Origin of the sequence: Streptomyces sp. NPDC057280 (assembly GCF_042668605.1) — a bacterium.
Classification (GTDB): domain Bacteria; phylum Actinomycetota; class Actinomycetes; order Streptomycetales; family Streptomycetaceae; genus Streptomyces.
In genome coordinates, this window is sequence record NZ_JBHUYR010000003.1 from 545467 (window position 1) to 562060 (window position 16594).

At 70.6% G+C, this 16594-nt stretch carries 18 protein-coding genes and 1 pseudogene; 6 read left to right on the forward strand and 13 right to left on the reverse strand.

From position 1 onward, the window contains the following. Positions 1-48: 48 nt before the first annotated feature. The gene (locus ACFUO4_RS21005; protein WP_383486806.1) at positions 49-969 is read right to left on the reverse strand and encodes an AEC family transporter; all 921 of its coding nucleotides are present in this window, start codon (positions 967-969) and stop codon (positions 49-51) included. A 188-nt stretch (positions 970-1157) separates the two neighbouring features. Here ACFUO4_RS21005 and ACFUO4_RS21010 point away from each other — a divergent pair. Next, positions 1158-1355, forward strand: a pseudogene (locus ACFUO4_RS21010) (hypothetical protein); the annotation flags it as partial. A gap of 30 nt (positions 1356-1385) precedes the next feature. Here the strand turns inward: ACFUO4_RS21010 and ACFUO4_RS21015 are convergent. Both ACFUO4_RS21015 and ACFUO4_RS21020 read right to left on the reverse strand, forming a co-directional pair. After that, positions 1386-2417, reverse strand: coding sequence for a sigma-70 family RNA polymerase sigma factor (locus tag ACFUO4_RS21015; RefSeq protein WP_079311187.1), 1032 nt, complete (start codon positions 2415-2417; stop codon positions 1386-1388). Positions 2418-2654: 237 nt separating this feature from the next. Next, a complete protein-coding gene (locus tag ACFUO4_RS21020; RefSeq protein WP_383486810.1) occupies positions 2655-3923 on the reverse strand; it encodes an MFS transporter in 1269 nt (422 codons plus the stop codon). 63 nt (positions 3924-3986) lie between these two features. Here ACFUO4_RS21020 and ACFUO4_RS21025 point away from each other — a divergent pair, with 63 nt between their 5' ends. Next, positions 3987-4946: a LysR family transcriptional regulator gene (locus ACFUO4_RS21025; RefSeq protein ID WP_383486813.1), complete on the forward strand. Its 960-nt coding sequence runs from the start codon at positions 3987-3989 to the stop codon at positions 4944-4946. 68 nt (positions 4947-5014) lie between these two features. Here ACFUO4_RS21025 and ACFUO4_RS21030 read toward each other — a convergent pair whose 3' ends face one another. Then, on the reverse strand, positions 5015-5776 hold the full coding sequence (locus tag ACFUO4_RS21030; RefSeq protein ID WP_383486816.1) for a prolyl oligopeptidase family serine peptidase: 762 nt from the start codon (positions 5774-5776) through the stop codon (positions 5015-5017). Between the two features lie 113 nt (positions 5777-5889). On the opposite strand from ACFUO4_RS21030, the gene ACFUO4_RS21035 reads away from it, so the two are divergent. Both ACFUO4_RS21035 and ACFUO4_RS21040 read left to right on the forward strand, forming a co-directional pair. Then, complete coding sequence (locus ACFUO4_RS21035; protein WP_079309946.1) at positions 5890-7053, forward strand: adenosine deaminase; 1164 nt, start codon at positions 5890-5892, stop codon at positions 7051-7053. A gap of 141 nt (positions 7054-7194) precedes the next feature. After that, entirely contained in the window at positions 7195-7554 is a 360-nt protein-coding gene (locus ACFUO4_RS21040) for an ATP-binding protein (protein WP_079309945.1), read from the forward strand. 76 nt (positions 7555-7630) lie between these two features. Here ACFUO4_RS21040 and ACFUO4_RS21045 read toward each other — a convergent pair whose 3' ends face one another. The 5 genes from ACFUO4_RS21045 to afsQ1 form a co-directional block, all read right to left on the reverse strand. After that, positions 7631-7840, reverse strand: a complete 210-nt coding sequence (locus ACFUO4_RS21045) for a PspC domain-containing protein (protein ID WP_059193179.1) — start codon at positions 7838-7840, stop codon at positions 7631-7633. 101 nt (positions 7841-7941) lie between these two features. Further along, positions 7942-8493: a VanZ family protein gene (locus ACFUO4_RS21050; RefSeq protein ID WP_079309944.1), complete on the reverse strand. Its 552-nt coding sequence runs from the start codon at positions 8491-8493 to the stop codon at positions 7942-7944. Between the two features lie 103 nt (positions 8494-8596). Further along, a complete protein-coding gene (locus ACFUO4_RS21055; protein WP_383486821.1) occupies positions 8597-9247 on the reverse strand; it encodes a GerMN domain-containing protein in 651 nt (216 codons plus the stop codon). After that, entirely contained in the window at positions 9244-10794 is a 1551-nt protein-coding gene (locus ACFUO4_RS21060) for a HAMP domain-containing sensor histidine kinase (protein WP_079309943.1), read from the reverse strand. Before ACFUO4_RS21060 ends, ACFUO4_RS21055 begins: the two co-directional genes overlap by 4 nt. Further along, positions 10791-11468 (reverse strand): two-component system response regulator AfsQ1, encoded by a 678-nt coding sequence (gene afsQ1 / locus ACFUO4_RS21065; protein WP_013001223.1) that lies wholly within the window; start codon positions 11466-11468, stop codon positions 10791-10793. Before afsQ1 ends, ACFUO4_RS21060 begins: the two co-directional genes overlap by 4 nt. A gap of 244 nt (positions 11469-11712) precedes the next feature. Here afsQ1 and ACFUO4_RS21070 point away from each other — a divergent pair, with 244 nt between their 5' ends. Then, entirely contained in the window at positions 11713-12456 is a 744-nt protein-coding gene (locus ACFUO4_RS21070) for a SigE family RNA polymerase sigma factor (RefSeq protein WP_194081363.1), read from the forward strand. 161 nt (positions 12457-12617) lie between these two features. Here ACFUO4_RS21070 and ACFUO4_RS21075 read toward each other — a convergent pair whose 3' ends face one another. Together ACFUO4_RS21075 and ACFUO4_RS21080 are read right to left on the reverse strand one after the other, a co-directional pair. Then, positions 12618-12950 (reverse strand): DUF6281 family protein, encoded by a 333-nt coding sequence (locus tag ACFUO4_RS21075; RefSeq protein WP_383486826.1) that lies wholly within the window; start codon positions 12948-12950, stop codon positions 12618-12620. A gap of 31 nt (positions 12951-12981) precedes the next feature. Then, positions 12982-13689: a uridine kinase gene (locus ACFUO4_RS21080; RefSeq protein ID WP_079309941.1), complete on the reverse strand. Its 708-nt coding sequence runs from the start codon at positions 13687-13689 to the stop codon at positions 12982-12984. 60 nt (positions 13690-13749) lie between these two features. Between ACFUO4_RS21080 and ACFUO4_RS21085 the strand changes: the two genes are divergently transcribed. After that, complete coding sequence (locus ACFUO4_RS21085; RefSeq protein WP_383486829.1) at positions 13750-14160, forward strand: hypothetical protein; 411 nt, start codon at positions 13750-13752, stop codon at positions 14158-14160. Positions 14161-14272: 112 nt separating this feature from the next. Here ACFUO4_RS21085 and ACFUO4_RS21090 read toward each other — a convergent pair whose 3' ends face one another. Continuing rightward, on the reverse strand, positions 14273-15163 hold the full coding sequence (locus ACFUO4_RS21090) for an aldehyde dehydrogenase family protein (protein ID WP_383486832.1): 891 nt from the start codon (positions 15161-15163) through the stop codon (positions 14273-14275). Further along, a complete protein-coding gene (locus ACFUO4_RS21095) occupies positions 15156-16592 on the reverse strand; it encodes an aldehyde dehydrogenase family protein (protein WP_383486835.1) in 1437 nt (478 codons plus the stop codon). The genes ACFUO4_RS21090 and ACFUO4_RS21095 overlap by 8 nt, the downstream gene beginning before the upstream one ends. Positions 16593-16594 lie beyond the last annotated feature (2 nt).

Sequence of the window (16594 nt, forward strand, 5' to 3'; positions counted from 1 at the left end):
GGGCCGGTGCCTGTGGGTGCCGGCCCTTTTCCGTGCCCTGTGGCCCGGTCAGCCGAGCAGCGTGGCGATGACCACCAACACCGGCACCGACAGCACCGTCGACACCAGGATCGAGTCCCGTGCCAGCCGCTCGCCCACCCCGTACTGGGACGCGTACGTGTAGAGGTTCTGCGCGGCCGGGAGTGCCGAGGTGACCACCACGTCCAGGAGTTGATGGCCGCGCAGGCCGAAGACGCCCGCCGCCAGGGCCCAGGCGAGCGCCGGCTGGCCGATGGACTTCAGGGCGACCGACAGCAGGACCGGGACGCGGTCGGGGCCCTTGCCCGGCATCGTGCTGCCGCACAGGGAGATGCCGAAGGCGAGCAGGACGGCGGGGACGGACATGCCGCCGATGAGGGTCAGCGGGTCCATCACCGGACTCGGGACGTGCACCCCGGTCGCCGCCGCCAGCACGCCCGCCAGCGACCCCACGGCGATCGGATTGCGCAGCGGTGTCAGCGGACGGCGCCACAGCGGGCCCTTGTCGCCGTCACCCGACAGATCCAGGACCGTCACCGCGATCGGCCCGACGAGGACGAGTTGGAACAGCAGCACCGGAGCCACCAGCGAGGCATCGCCGAGGACGTACACCGCGATCGGGATGCCCAGGTTCCCGGAGTTGACGTAACTGGAGCAGAGCGCGCCGATCGTCGTACGCCCCACACCCCAGTGCCGTACGACACCCACCGCGACGAAGACGCCCGCCGCCGCTGCCGTGCTGAGCGCCGTCACCAGCAGGCGGCTGGAGAAGACCACCGACAGGTCGGCCTTCGCGAGGGTGGTGAACAGCAGGGCGGGGGAGGCGACATGGAAGGCGAGCTTGGTCAGCACCTCGCGCCCCTGGTCGCCCAAGTAGCCGCGCAGGCCGATGACATAGCCGACGCCGATCACGACCGCGATCACGGCGAAGCCCGTCAGCACTCCCTGCACGGAGCCTCCTCGAAGGTGAGAAGGGCGTGCGAGATCAGGGGCGGTGCCGATATGTGGGGCATGCACCTAACCCTCCGGGGCAGAAGGGCCGCAGGTCAATGTGATCCCGGTCGGCGAGACCGGGCCGCGCGGCCCGCCGCGCGATGAGTTCTGCCCTTCCGCCCGGTCTACCGCTCGTGGACGCTGCCATGACACCCGCCGTACTCGTGCTCGCCCGCCCCGTCACCCGGGACGAGGTGGCGGGGCTGTGCGACGACGTGCGGGGGCTGCTGGAGGCCACCGGGGCGGGGGTGGTGATCTGTGACGTCGGGGGACTGGGGCCGCCGGGGCTCGGCGTCGTGGACCTGCTCGCGCGGCTGCAGCTCACCGCCCGGCGGGCGGGGGGACGCATCAGACTGCGCGATCCCGACCCGGCCCTACACGCCCTCCTCGACCTCGTCGGACTCCGCTTCGAGAGTGTCGGCAGCGTCGAGATGGAGGGGGAGGCCGAACAGCGGGAACCACCTCTGGGTGTCGAGGAAGAAGTGGAACCCGGTGAGCCGGCCGTCTGAGATCTCCAGCACCTGCACAGCCCAGGGGGTCCAGCCGCCCTCCTCGGGGTCCGGCTTGTACTGCGCGAAGCCCGGCAGGCCGTTGACCTGCACCGGCACCAGCCGCGAGCCCTCGCAGGCCGAGCCGAGCGTCGTCATGAAGCCCGTGATGTCGTCGTGGCCCGTCAGCCACAGGTCGAACGGCGGCATCGTCATGATGGCGTCCTCGTGCAGCAACGCCGTCAGGGCCGTCATGTCGTACCCCTCGAAGGCCGCCACATAGCGGTCCAGGAGCTTCTGCTGCTCCGCGTCCAGCGGGTCGGAGACGGCGGCTTCCGCGCCCTGCTTCCCGTCGCTCTCGGCGAGGGTCGCGCGGGCTCGCTGGAGGGCGCTGTTCACCGACGCGACGGTGGTGCCGAGCAGTTCGGCGACCTCGCTGGCCTTCCACGCCAGCACCTCGCGCAGGATCAGCACCGCCCGCTGCTTCGGCGGCAGTTGCTGCAGGGCGGCCATGAAGGCGAGCCGCACGGATTCCTTGGCCACGGCAGCCTCCGCCGGGTCCTCGACGGTGGGCAGGATGCGGGCGTCCGGCATCGGCTCCAGCCAGGTGTGGTCCGGGCGGGGGGACAGGGCGGCCTGGGCGAGGGGGGTGGACTCGGTGAGATCCATGGGGCGGGCGCGTTTGTTGCCCGCGGACAACATGTCCAGGCAGACGTTCGTCGCGATGCGGTACAGCCATGAGCGCAGACTCGACCGGCCCTCGAACTTCTCGTAGCTCCGCCAGGCCCGGACCATCGTGTCCTGCACCGCGTCCTCGGCCTCGAACGAGGAGCCGAGCATGCGATAGCAGTACCCGGTCAGCTCGACCCGGTGTTTCTCCAGCCTGATGTCGAGGTCTGCCGTAGTCGTGTCCGTCATCGTCGTCCACCCACCCCTGTGGCCGTTCTGTGTCGCGCCTTCGCGCCCAGCACGTTCGAAGCTATCGCAGGGCACTGACAATGGCGTGCGGAGTGGGTAAAGGTGCAGGTCACGGACTTCTGGACCCCTGTTTCCCCAACGCCGGAGGGGCTGAGAAACCCAGCCCGTCCGGCGTTTGAGGACAAAAGCGATCCCCCTGGCCGACCGACCTCGACCAGGGGGAAGCAGATGTGCGGCTCAGGCAGTCAGGAGCCGCTGCTGGACCCGAGCCGCACGCGTACCGAGGAGGGTGATCGTGACGACCCCGAACACCGCCAGCAGTCCGACCCCCACCGTCCCGGCCCAGCCCCCCGCGTGGAACGCGAGCGCACCGACCGTGGAACCGGCACTCGATCCGATGTAGTACGCCGACTGGTACAGCGCCGACGCCTGCGCACGCCCCTCCGTCGCCGTCTTGCTCACCGCCGACGACGCCACCGCGTGCCCCGCGAAGAAGCCGCCGGTGATCAGCACCAGGCCCAGCAGGACCAGCGCGAGGGAGTCGGCCAGGGACAGGACCAGCCCCGTCGCCGTCGTCGCGCCCGCCGCGTACAGCGCGCCCCGGCGCCCGAGACGCCCCACCAGCCGGCCGGCCGTCGACGCCGACACCGTGCCCACCAGGTAGACCAGGAAGATCGACCCGATGACGCCCTGCGGAAGCCCGAACGGCGCCTCCGTCAGCCGGTAGCCGATCACCGTGTACACGCCGCCGAAGACGGTCATGAACAGCGCGCCGATCGCGTACAGCCGACGCAGCAGCGGGTTGGCCAGGTGGTCCCGGACCGTCCCCACCAGCACGCGCGGCCGCAGCGACCCGGCGACGAAGTGCTTCGGCGCCGGCAGCAGCAGCCGGAACGCCACCGCGCAGCCCACCGCGATCACGCCGATGACCCCGAGCGCGACCCGCCAGCCCCACTCCTGGGCCACCCACCCGGTGATGACCCGGCCGCTCATCCCGCCGACACTGTTGCCCGCGACGAAGAGACCGATGGCGGTGATCAGGGCCTTGGGGCGGACCTCCTCCGCCAGATACGCGGTGGCCGAAGCCGGCAGACCCGCCAGCGCCGCGCCCTGCACCGCCCGCAGCACGACCAGCGCCGGCAGTGAGGGAGCGAGCGGGACGAGAAGTCCGACCGTCACCGCCACCGCCAGCGAGGCCGTCATGACCGTACGCCGTCCGAACCGCTCGGACAGGGCGCTCATCGGCAGGACGAACAGGGCCAGGCCGCCCGTCGCCGCCGCCACCGTCCAGCTCGCGTCGCTCGGCGCCACCCCGAACTCGTCGGAGATCAGCGGCAGAAGGGCCTGCGTGGAGTAGAGGAGGGCGAAGGTCGCGACGCCGGCGAGGAAGAGGGCGAAGCTCATCCGGCGGTAACCGGGTCCGCCCGGGGACATACGGGAGTCGACGACAGGAACGACGGGGTCGGCGCCCACGCGGGTGGTGGACGCCTCGGTACTGGCAGGCATGACTCGAAGCTACGACCACCTGCGTTGATGCGTCCAATGCATGAACTCGCCATAATCGTTCCCATGGTGCATCAACCCAGCTCACAGCCCCGCCTGTCACCGTCCAGTGACACAGAAGACACGTCGGAGATGTCGATGCTGCTGGCCCCGCGGCTCGCCTACTTCGCCGGCGTCGCCCGCACCGAGCACGTCACCCGGGCCGCCCTGGAGATGAACGTCCCCCAGTCCACGCTCTCCCGCGCGATGGTCCGCCTCGAACAGGACCTGGGTGTCGACCTGTTCGCCCGCATCGGCCGCACGGTCTCCCTCACCCCCTCCGGCCGCGCCTTCCTCACCCACGTCGAACGCGCCCTCGCCGAGATCGAACGCGCCGCCGAGGAGGTACGCGCCGACGCCGACCCGGCCACCGGCAAGGTCGCCTTCGGCTTCCTGCACACCATGGGCTCCGAGACGGTCCCCGGCCTGATCCGCGCCTTCCGCGCCGACCATCCCCGCGTCCGCTTCAGCCTCGTCCAGAACTACGGCGAGGCGATGATCGAGCGGCTCAGAGCCGGTGAGCTGGACCTCTGCCTCACCTCCCCGGTCCCGGACGCCCCGGACCTCGTCGCCCGCCGCCTCGACGAACAGAAGCTGCGGCTGGTCGTCCCCGCCGACCATCCCCTGGCCTCACGCAAACGCATCCGCCTGGCCGAGGCCGCCGACGAAACCTTCGTCACCCTGGAACCGGGCTACGGGCTGCGCAGAATCACCGACGACCTCTGCAAGGAGGCCGGCTTCCGCCCGAGGGTGGCCTTCGAGGGGGAGGAGGCGGAGACCCTGAGGGGCCTGGTGGCCGCAGGGTTGGGCGTCGCGCTTCTGCCGCCTCCGGCGGTGGCGCGCCCGGGAGTTGCCGAACTGACGGTGACGGCTCCAAGGGCGGTACGGGAAATCGGCGTCGCGTGGCTCGACGGCCACCCCGACACGCCCCCAGTGGCCGCCTTCAAGAAGTTCTTGCTTTCAAGAAGGGGAAGTCTGTTGCCCTAAGGGGCGCGGGGAACTGCGCGCGCAACCACAACGAACCCGCAGCCGCACAACACGCGAACCCCCGAGCCCTACCGCCGCAAACTCCGCCCGAACCCAGAAGCCAACGGCATCCGCAACCCCAACGGCGGCGGAGCGGCCAGCGCATCCTCCACCGGACGCGACAACGGCCTCCCGAACAGCGCCCCCATCACGAAGTCCTCGGCCAGCGCCAGCACTTCCTCCCGGTACTGCCGCAACCCGTGCCCGTCGGCGTGCACTTCGAACCGGCACACATCCCGGTTCGCCTTCTTCGCCCGCGCCGCGAGGCGGAACGACAGCTCCGGGTCGGTCCGTTCGTCATGCGTGCCGTGCACGACCAGCACCCGCCGCCCCGCCAGCTGCTTCACCGGTTCGGGCGACGCGGCCACGTCCTCCTCCGGCAGCCAAGGCGCCAGCGCCACCACGGAGTTGACGGCCTCGTGCCCGCCCGCACGGAGTGCCGCCCGCCCGCCCATACCGACTCCGGCGAGGCACACGGAGACGTCGCCGTAGCGTCGTACGACCTCGTCCGCGGCCCATGCGGCGTCGCGGGCGAGATGGGCCTCCGAGCCGTTCCAGCCGCGATAGCGGTAGTGGACGACATGTGCGGCCAGCCCGTCCTCGCGGCCCGCCCGGGCCAGCCGGCGGCCGAGGGCGCGGACGGCGGCGCCCGCCATCACGGGTGACGGCCTGCGTTCGGAGACCTCCTCGCCGCCGGGGAGGAGCAGCACCACGCCGCTCACCGCCGTCGGTTCCGGACCCGGTGCCCGCCCCAGCCGGGCCGTGCGAACCGGCGTCGATTGCTGTGCCATGACAGAACAGTGTCAGAAGCAACGGTGTACGCCACCTGTCGGGGCGGTCACCGTTACGTATCGGCGGTCTTGTACACCGCGCGATCTACGCGCGTAGGAGTTAGAGTGCGGAAATGACGAGCCAGACTGACCGGATGGGGAAGACCCCGAGCTCGGACCAGATCCGCCGGGCACCCAAGGTTCTGCTGCACGATCACCTCGACGGCGGGCTGCGTCCCGGCACGGTCGTCGAGCTCGCCCGGGAGACCGGGTACACCCAACTCCCCGAGCACGACGCCGACAAGCTCGGCATCTGGTTCCGCGAGGCCGCCGACTCCGGTTCGCTGGAACGGTACTTGGAGACCTTCTCGCACACCGTCGGCGTGATGCAGACCCGGGACGCGCTGGTGCGGGTGGCCGCCGAGTGCGCCGAGGACCTCGCCGCGGACGGCGTCGTCTACGCCGAGGTGCGGTACGCGCCCGAACAGCACCTGGAGAAGGGGCTGACCCTCGAAGAGGTCGTCGAGGCCGTCAACGAGGGCTTCCGGGAAGGCGAGCGGCGGGCCCGCGAGGACGGGTACCGCATCCGCGTGGGCGCCCTCCTCACCGCCATGCGGCATGCCGCCCGCGCGCTGGAGATCGCCGAACTCGCCAACCGCTACCGCGACCTGGGCGTCGTCGGCTTCGACATCGCGGGCGCCGAGGCCGGCTTCCCGCCTACCCGGCACCTCGACGCCTTCGAGTACCTCAAGCGGGAGAACAACCACTTCACCATCCACGCCGGGGAGGCCTTCGGGCTGCCGTCGATCTGGCAGGCGCTGCAGTGGTGCGGCGCCGACCGGCTCGGGCACGGGGTGCGGATCATCGACGACATCGAGGTGCGGGACGACGGGAGTGTCAAGCTCGGCCGGCTCGCCTCGTACGTCCGCGACAAGCGCATCCCGCTGGAGCTGTGCCCCAGCTCCAACCTCCAGACCGGCGCCGCCGCCTCCTACGCCGAGCACCCGATCGGGCTGCTGCGGCGGCTGCATTTCCGGGCCACGGTGAACACCGACAACCGGCTGATGTCCGGCACGAGCATGAGCCGGGAATTCGAGCATCTGGTCGGAGCATTCGGCTACACGCTCGACGACCTGCAGTGGTTCTCCGTCAATGCGATGAAATCAGCGTTCATTCCTTTCGATGAACGACTGGCGATGATCAATGACGTCATCAAGCCCGGATATGCCGAGCTGAAGTCCGAATGGCTGTTCCAGCAGACCGCTTCCACCAGCGGTTCTGTGCGGGACGAGGGCTGATCGGGCGATAAACTGCGGATCGAAATGCGGACGGGTATTCACCAACCGTCCGCATTTCGATGTTTGCGGCGGGTGGCCTGGCATGTTTACGGTCGTGGACCGCTCACACCCATCGTCATCTCATGTCGAGGACGCAATTTCATGAAGCAGTCTGCTGCCAAGACCCTCGGTGTCGCCGCCCTCGGTGCCGCCTTCGCCGCCGCCGGCGCGGGCGCCGCGAACGCCGCCCCGGCCGTTCCGGACGCCTCCCAGGCGCTGGACACCGTCACCAAGACGCTCCCGGCGGAGAACCTCTCCCAGGCGCTGCCCGGTGCCGGTGAGGCCCTGTCGCAGGCGCAGCCGGCGGTCGCCGCGGGCCTGGCCGCCGTGCAGCCTGCCGCCCAGAAGGTGCTCGCCGACGGCCCGACCGCCCCGGTCGCCGGTCTCCTCGGTGGCCTGCCGGTCGGCCAGACCGGTCTGCCCACGCACGGTCTGCCGGTGAACGGGCTCCCGCTGGGCTGAGCGGCGCCCCCGAACGCCCCGATGGGGCGCACCCCTTGATCCGGGTGCGCCCCATCGGCGTGTCTGCGAGCGGGAGTTACCAGGCGGCCTGCGTCCGGTCGGCCTTGCCCTCGGACGGGAACAGGATCCACAGGGCGATGTAGAGCAGGAACTGCGGGCCGGGCAGGAGGCACGAGAGCAGGAAGATCACCCGCATCGTGGTCGCGGAGGTGCCGAAGCGCCGAGCCAGCGCGGCGCACACTCCGCCGATCATCCGGCCGTGGGTGGGGCGGGCAAGGCGGTTCATCATCTGCTCCTTCGTGAGCGTCGCGGAGGCTTCTTCACCGGCTTGTCCGGTCGCCTCATCTACCGACAACGCTACGGAGACGAAGGGGGCAAAGCGTCGCTCTACGGTGCGATCCCGACCCTGGGAAACGTCGGGGTTCGACCCTGAGCCGCTTCCTCCTGGAGGACGGCGGTGCGCGCATGACGCTCGGAGCGGCGGCGCAGCCAGGAGCGGCCCGCCGGGACCACCGCGGCATGGGCGAGCATCACGCCGGCCGTGTTGAGGAGCAGGGAGTCGACATCGGGGACCCGGCCGGGCACGCCGGTCTGGAGGAGCAGGATGCCCAGCGAGACCAGGGCACCGGCGGCCGCCGTACGGATCAGGGACCCCAGTGGGGACGCCCCGAGCCTGCCGTGGACGGTCGGGAGCAGGACGCCGAGCGGGGCCAGCAGGGCCAGGCCCTCGGCGATCCGCCGGGCCGCCTCGGGCCATCCCAGGGCCAGGTCGGCCCGTATGCCGGCGAACGGCGTCAGATTGGGCGGCATCACCCAGGGCACATCCAGGGGACGCAGCGTGAACCAGGCGACGAACGCGAGGTGTGCGACGAGGAGGACACCCCCCGCCGCACGGACACGGATCGCGGCGTTGCCGCCGATGAAGCCTTGACGCTGCACGCCCCCCAAGACGCCGGGCCCGGCGCGATCGGTTCCGGAATACCCCGATGCGCCTGCGTGAGGCGTGCGCCACAGGGGTACGCAGACTGCCCGCCCCGGCCCGTCAGCCGTCCGTGACCTCAGAGGACGGGGGCTTGTCGGTGTTCGGGGCGGCTCGGACGTCGTCCGTGCACTCGTAGCTGCGCAGGGGGGCCTTGTCAGGGCCGCCGAGGATGACGGAACCGTCGCCCTCGGCCGCCGCCGAGTCGGAGAACGTGCAGACGATCTGGGCGAGCGCGGAGTCGGTGAGGGCGTCCGGCGGGAAGCTGAGCCTCAGGGTGTCGTCGGGGTCCTCGGGGCGCGGCCCGCTCACCGTGATGCCGTCGTGGACCGTGGTGGTGTACCCGGCCTCCTGCTCACCGGACGACGGGGCCGCCGCGAGCTGGTTGAGCAACTCCTGCGCGACCTGGACCCGGCGCCGCGAGTCCGTCGTACCGTCCTCGACGCTCACCGTCCGGTCGACGGCCACCAGCGACGCACCGCACAGCAGGAACACCTGCACCGGCAGCCCGCGCGAGGACTGCGTCGAGATGTCCGGCGAGGAGGCGGAGCAGGCCACCCGGGAGGGCGCGGGACCGAAGTCGGTCGGCACCTCGGTGGCCCGGATGCCGCACCCGGTGAGCACCGCGGCCAGCACCGGAAGCGCCACCGGCAGCGCGAGAAGGCGCCGTACGCTCACGCGGTCGCGCCCGCCCAGGAGGTCTCGTACCGTCATGAGCTCTTCTTCTCCTCGCCCTCCTGCGCCAGTTCCGACGCGTCCCTGGGCAGCCGGAGCGTGAACACCGCGCCGCCCTCGGGGGAGTTGGCGGCGGTGATCTCGCCGCCGTGGATGTGGGCGTTCTCCAGGGCGATGGAGAGGCCGAGTCCGCTGCCCTCGGAGCGGGGGCGGGAGGCGCTCGCCTTGTAGAAGCGGTCGAAGACGTGCGGCAGCACGTCCTCGGGGATGCCGGGCCCGTGGTCGCGCACCTCGATGACGACCTCGTGGTCCGCCATCCGCACCGAGACCTTCACCGGCGAGCCGCCGTGCTTGAGGGCGTTGCCGATCAGGTTCGCCAGGATGACGTCCAGGCGGCGCGGGTCGAGGCGGGCGTGGATGCCGCGCTCGGCGTCCAGGTCGACGGCGTCCAGCCAGGCCCGCGCGTCGATGCAGGCGGTGATCTGGTCGGCGACGTCGACGTCGTCCAGGACCAGGCGGGCCGTGCCCGCGTCGAAGCGGGTGACCTCCATGAGGTTCTCGACGAGGTCGTTGAGGCGGCGCGTCTCGCTGACCACCAGCCGCACCGCCGGCTCGATCATCGGGTCCATCGAACCCGACTCCGCCTCCAGCTCCTCCTCCAGGATCTCCGTCACCGCGGTGATCGCGGTGAGCGGGGTGCGCAGCTCATGGCTCATGTCCGCCACGAACCGGCGGGACGCCTCGTCCCGCGCCGCCATGTCGTCGACCCGCTTCTGCAGCGCCTCGGCCGCGTCGTTGAACGTCCGTGACAGATCGGCGAGTTCGTCGGTCCCGGAGACCCTGAGCCGGGTGTCCAGCTTGCCCTCGCCCAGCCGGCGCGCGGCGACCCCGAGCCGCTGCATCGGCTTGAGTACGGTCGAGGCGGCGGCCTGCGCGAGCAGCGCCGAGCCGATGAGGGCCAGACCGGTCGCGATCCCCAGCGACCAGGCAAGGGAGTTGAGGTCCTTCGCCTCCGGCTCCAGGGACTTCAGCATGTACCCGGTGGTGCCGCCGTTGATGACCTTCGTACCGGCCACCAGATACGGGGTGCCGTCCTCGACCACGCGCTGCCAGTACAGGTGGTACGCGTACTTGTTGTGGGAGTCGACCTTCTGCTGCTCGTTCACCGCCGTGCGCAGCGACTTGGGCACGTCCTGCAGCGAGAAACCGTTCAGGGCACCGGAGTTGGCGGAGATGTCCGTGCCGTGGGAGTCCTGGGCGACGAGCAGCACGCTGAAGCGCTGGCTGCTGGTCGCCATCTCCCGGGCGGTGCGCTGGAGTTCGTACTGCTCGGGACGGGCGCGCAGCAGACCCGCGCGGTTCTGCATCTCCTGCTGGAAGTCCCGCAGTACCGCGTCCTGGGTGCGGGTGAGCACCGCCTCGCGGTTGAGCCAGTACGCGATGCCCGACACGGACACGGCAGCCGTGAGCGCGACCAGGCCGAAGACGACGACGAGCCGCAGCCGCAGACTGGTGAAACGCAGCCGCGACAGATGTCCCTTGCGAGCCGCGGCCCAGCCGCGGACCCCCCCTTGCGCTTGGGTCACTGAGGCGTGTCCAGCCGGTAGCCGACACCACGGACCGTGCGGATCAGCGTCGGGGAGGACGGCACGTCCTCGACCTTGGCGCGCAGCCGCTGCACACAGGCGTCGACGAGCCGAGAGTCGCCGAGGTAGTCGTGCTCCCAGACCAGGCGCAGGAGTTGCTGCCGGGACAGCGCCTGCCCGGGCCGCCGGCTCAGCTCGAGGAGCAGCCGCAGTTCGGTGGGCGTCAGCTGCAGGTCCTCGCCGTTCTTCGTGACGGTCATGGCGGCCCGGTCGATGACCAGACTGCCGAAGGTCGCCGCGTCGTTCGCCTCCCGCTCGCCGCGCCGCAGCACGGCACGGATACGGGCGTCGAGGACCCGCCCCTGCACGGGTTTGACGACGTAGTCGTCGGCACCGGACTCCAGGCCGACCACCACGTCGATGTCGTCACTGCGCGCGGTCAGCAGAATGATCGGCAACTGGTCCGTGCGCCGGATGCGCCGGCACACCTCGAACCCGTCGATGCCGGGCAGCATGACATCCAGCACGATCAGGTCCGGCCGCTGCTCACGCAGCAGCTTCAGGCCGTCCTCGCCGGTGGCAGCGGTGGCAACCCGGTGACCCTGGCGCGTCAGAGACAGCTCCAGGGCCGTACGGATGGCGTCGTCGTCCTCGATCAGCAACAGGGAAGGCACGGGGCTCATTCTGGCCCATGGTGGGGTGGGGTTTCGACACCTGTACGGGTACGTGCACATACCGCTGCTCTCGGTGATCGGCCTGTGCGATTCCTGGGACAAGGCCCTGTGACAGGTCTGTGACAGTCGGCGGACACGGCCATGAAGGTGCGAGGGCAAGCTTTTCGGCACAGGCAAGGAAGCGGCAACGAACTCCACCGCCTGAGCAAGCCGAACACCGGAAGTCCACGACGGGGGGCGCGAGATGAACACGCTGCACAGCAACAGCACCAGCGCAGTGATCACGCGCCTGCACGACGTGAACGGGGGCCGGGGTTCCGAGAAGTCCGGTGCCGTGAGCGGGCGGGGGTGCGCTCGCGGCACCGGGCGTCAGCACACCGCGTACATGACGGTGGTTGACGGTTTCACGGGGGAAACGCACGGGGGAGCAGCGTACGGGGAGGGCTCGGGGGAGCGTCGCTCGCTGTCGGAGGCGGAGTTCACCGCCTACGTCCAGGAGCGCCGCGCCTCCCTGTACGCAACCGCCTACCACCTGACCGGGGACCGCTTCGAGGCCGAGGACCTGCTGCAGAGCGCGCTGTTCTCGACGTACAAGGCCTGGGACCGGATCAGTGACAAGGCCGCGGTCGGGGGCTACCTCCGCCGCACCATGACGAACCTGCACATCAGCGCGTGGCGCCGCCGCAAGCTGAACGAGTACCCGACCGAGGAACTGCCGGAGACGCCCGGCGACACGGACGCGATGCGCGGCACCGAACTGCGCGCGGTCCTGTGGCAGGCGCTGGCCCGGCTGCCCGAACTCCAGCGGACGATGCTGGTCCTTCGTTACTACGAGGGCCGCACCGACCCGGAGATCGCGGAGATCCTCGACATCAGTGTCGGCACGGTCAAGTCGAGCATCTGGCGGTCGCTCCGCCGGCTGCGCGAGGACGAGGTCCTCAGCCACGGCCGTGACGAGGAGAACGCCTTCGGGGAGCTTGTCGCCTGAGGGTTGGGGGGAGCACCACCACGGGGGAAGCGCCACCACGGGGGAGCAGTAACCGGGGGGTTTCACGGGGGAAGCACCACGGGGGAGCACGGGGGAAAGCGGGGCTGGAGGGCCGGGGGGTCCGTCCAGCCCCGTTTTTTGTGCGCGTGTTTCGTGCGCGGTCAGCGGTGGACCGCCATGGGAGCCGCGTCGGCGGGACTGTCCCCGACCGCGATGCCCTCGGCCGGGTCGACCCCCTTGATGCGGTAGGCGCCGGTCCTGCTCTCGGGGATGCCGTCCCCGGAGTCGTCCGGGGTGTCGTCGCACTCCTCGATCGTGGCGGTGCCGAGCCGCTCGCCGACCTCGAACACGGACTTCGCGGTGGGCAGATAGCCGCGGCTGTCGTAGGTCACCAGTCCCGCGCAGGAGGCCGAGCCGCCGTCCGACTCCGTGCATCCGGCCAGGGCCAGCATCGCGGCCGTCATCAGCATCGCGCCGCATCTGATCGTCGTCATGGTGCTACGACGGCGGCGGCGCCGGAGACGTTCAGCCCGCCTGCGTCGAAGCCGCCGGACGGCGTCCCGCCGCTGCCGCCGCCAGCCGGCCCAGCGCCTCGTCCTTGTCGCAGGCGTGGGCGCCCAGTGCCGTCTGGCGGGCGATGATCGTGCGCTCCAGGCGCATCAGCCGCCAGCCCCGGCGCAGCAGGAACGGCACCGACTTGCGGCCCTCCTTGAGATCGCGCAGGAAGCGCCGGCGGAACGTCTGCACCGGGCCGCGGCTCAGACACAGCGCGTCGGCGAGGACGCCGATCTCCCGGCAGCGGGTGACGATCTCGGCGGCGAAGATGCCCTCTGCGATGAACAACGGGGTCCGGCCGATGTCGACGGTCTCCTTGCCCGTGATGGCGCTGAGCGAGATGTCGTACTGAGGGACGTCCGTACGGCCGGTGCGGCACAGCTCGGTGAGCGCGGCGACCGCCGCGTCCGCGTCCCACGAGTCGGGGTGGTCCCAGTCGATGTCGGAACTCCCCGCCACCAGCGGCAGCGTCGGGTCGTCGCCTTCCTTGTAGAAGTCGTCGAGGCGCAGCACCGGGAGGCCGGAGCGGGCCGCGAGAAGGGACTTGCCGGAGCCGGAGGGGCCGCACAGCAGCACGACGCGCGCAGGTATGGACGAAGGGGAACTCACGGGACACCAGTGTGAGGCATTCACCTGCTGTTCAACGACCCCGCGGGTCGGCTTTGAAGCGCGCGTCACACGTCAACTACCCTTCGTGTCGACCTGATTACCCTGTGCAAGTCGAAGGTGGCAGCAGCAATGGCCCGACACGCGTCTTCCTCCACCCCCACCGCCCAGCGCGCGCTGGCCGCCCTCGCGACCGCGGGCGTGGCCCTGGGCGCGGGCGCCGCGTCGGCCGCCGCGGACACCCAGCCGGTCGTCGACGAGCTGGTCCGCACCCGCCCCACCTCCCTGGGGCAGATCGACCCGCAGGCCGGCCTCCAGGCCCTCACCGGCACGGTCGGCTACGTCACCGGCCCGGTCGCCCGCCTCAAGCCCAACCCCCTCGCGGGCACGGGCGTCGACCCGCTCGACAACGGCCTCGGCACCCAGGTGGCCGACTTCCAGCCCCTGACCTCGCAGATGCTCACGGCACCGGTGGCGCAGGCCCAGTCGATCGGGAGCATGCCGGTGGTCGGACAGGTCACGAGCCTGCTCGGCAACGGCTGAGACCACCCCTGGGCGCAGCGGAGAGCCGCGTCTCCCCCGGACGGAGGGGAGACGCGGCTCTCCGGTCTCGGAAGGCGTCTCGGAAGGCCCTGAGAAGGCCTTCAGCGCGCCCTCAGTACGACGAACCCGACGCGCCCAGCGACCCCGTCGGGTGCCAGACCGTCTTCGTCTCCAGGAACGCCGTCATGCGGTCGATGCCCGGCGTCGCCGAATAATCCACAGGCTGTGGACGGAGAACCCGCTTCAGGTTGTCCGCCGCCGCGATCTCCAGCTCCTTCGCCAGGCCCTCGTCATGGCCGGCGCCGGCGAGATCGATCGCGTTGACGTCCTGGTGCGCCGCCAGCGGCGTCGCGATCTCCGCCGTACGGCCGGACAGGACGTTGACGACACCGCCGGGGAGGTCCGAGGTGGCCAGGACCTCGCCGAGGGAGAGGGCGGGGAGCGGAGACTTCTCGGAGGCGATCACGATCGCCGTGTTGCCGGTCGCGATCACCGGGGCGACGACCGAGACCAGGCCCAGGAACGACGACTCCTGCGGGGCCAGGACCACGACGACACCCGTCGGTTCGGGCGACGACAGGTTGAAGTACGGGCCCGCCACCGGGTTCGCGCCGCCGATCACCTGGGCGATCTTGTCGGTCCAGCCCGCGTACCAGACCCAGCGGTCGATCGCCGCGTCGACCTGGTCGGCCGCCTTGGACTTGGACAGGCCCTCCGCGTCGGCCACTTCGCGCACGAACTGCGCCTTGCGGCCCTCCAGCATCTCCGCGATGCGGTACAGGATCTGGCCGCGGTTGTACGCCGTCGCGCCCGCCCAGCCGCCGAACGCCTTGCGCGCGGCGACCACCGCGTCCCGGGCGTCCTTGCGGGACGAAAGCGGTGCGTTCGCCAGCCAGTTGCCCTTGGAGTCCGTCACCTCGTACACCCGGCCGCTCTCGGAACGCGGGAACTTCCCGCCGACGTACAGCTTGTAGGTCTTGAAGACACTCAAACGGTCAGACATCGAGGTACGCCTCCAGGCCGTGCCGACCGCCCTCGCGGCCGAAGCCCGACTCCTTGTAACCGCCGAACGGCGAGGTCGGGTCGAACTTGTTGAACGTGTTGGACCAGATGACGCCCGCGCGCAGCTTGTTCGCGACGGCGAGGATGCGCGAGCCCTTCTCCGTCCAGATGCCCGCCGACAGGCCGTACTGGCTGTTGTTGGCCTTGGCGACGGCCTCGTCCGGCGTACGGAAGGTCAGCACCGACAGCACCGGGCCGAAGATCTCGTCCCGCGCGATGGTGTGCGCCTGGGTGACGTTCGTGAAGAGCGTCGGGGCGAACCAGTAGCCGGAGGTGGGGAGTTCACACGCCGGTGACCAGCGCTCGGCGCCCTCCGCCTCGCCCTGCTCGACGAGTGAGGTGATCCGGGTCAGCTGCTCCTCGGAGTTGATCGCGCCGATGTCCGTGTTCTTGTCCAGCGGGTCGCCGAGGCGCAGGGTGGACAGGCGGCGCTTGAGGGAGTCCAGCAGCTCGTCCTGGATCGACTCCTGGACGAGGAGCCGGCTGCCCGCGCAGCACACCTGGCCCTGGTTGAAGAAGATGCCGTTGACGATGCCCTCGACGGCCTGGTCGATCGGGGCGTCGTCGAAGACGATGTTGGCGCCCTTGCCGCCCAGTTCGAGGGTGAGCTTCTTGCGGGTGCCCGCGACCGTGCGGGCGATCTGCTTGCCGACGGCCGTGGAGCCGGTGAAGGCGACCTTGTTGACGTCGGGGTGGGCCACCAGCGCGGCGCCCGTGTCGCCGTATCCCGGAAGGATGTTGACGACGCCCTTGGGCAGGCCCGCCTGGCGGCAGATGTCCGCGAAGAAGAGAGCGCTCAACGGCGTTGTCTCGGCGGGCTTGAGGACGACCGTGTTGCCCGTCGCCAGTGCCGGGGCGATCTTCCACGCAAGCATCAGCAGCGGGAAGTTCCACGGGATGACCTGGCCCGCGACGCCGAGGGGGCGCGGGTTCGCGCCGAAGCCGGCGTGGTCGAGCTTGTCGGCCCAGCCCGCGTAGTAGAAGAAGTGCGCGGCGACCAGGGGGAGGTCGGCGTCGCGGGTCTCCTTGATGGGCTTGCCGTTGTCCAGGGTCTCCAGGACGGCCAGCTCACGGCTGCGCTCCTGGATGATCCGGGCGATGCGGAACAGGTACTTGGCGCGCTCGGAGCCGGGCAGCGCCGACCACTTCTCGAAGGCCTTGCGGGCGGCCGCCACCGCACGGTCGACGTCCGCCTCGCCCGCCTGGGCGATCTCGGACAGCACCTCCTCGGAGGACGGCGAGACCGTCTTGAAGACCTTGCCGTCGGCGGCTTCGGTGAACTCGCCGTCGATGAACAGGCCGTAGGAGGGCGCGATGTCGACGACCGCGCGGGACTCCGGCGCCGGGGCGTACTCGAATGCAGATGCCATGG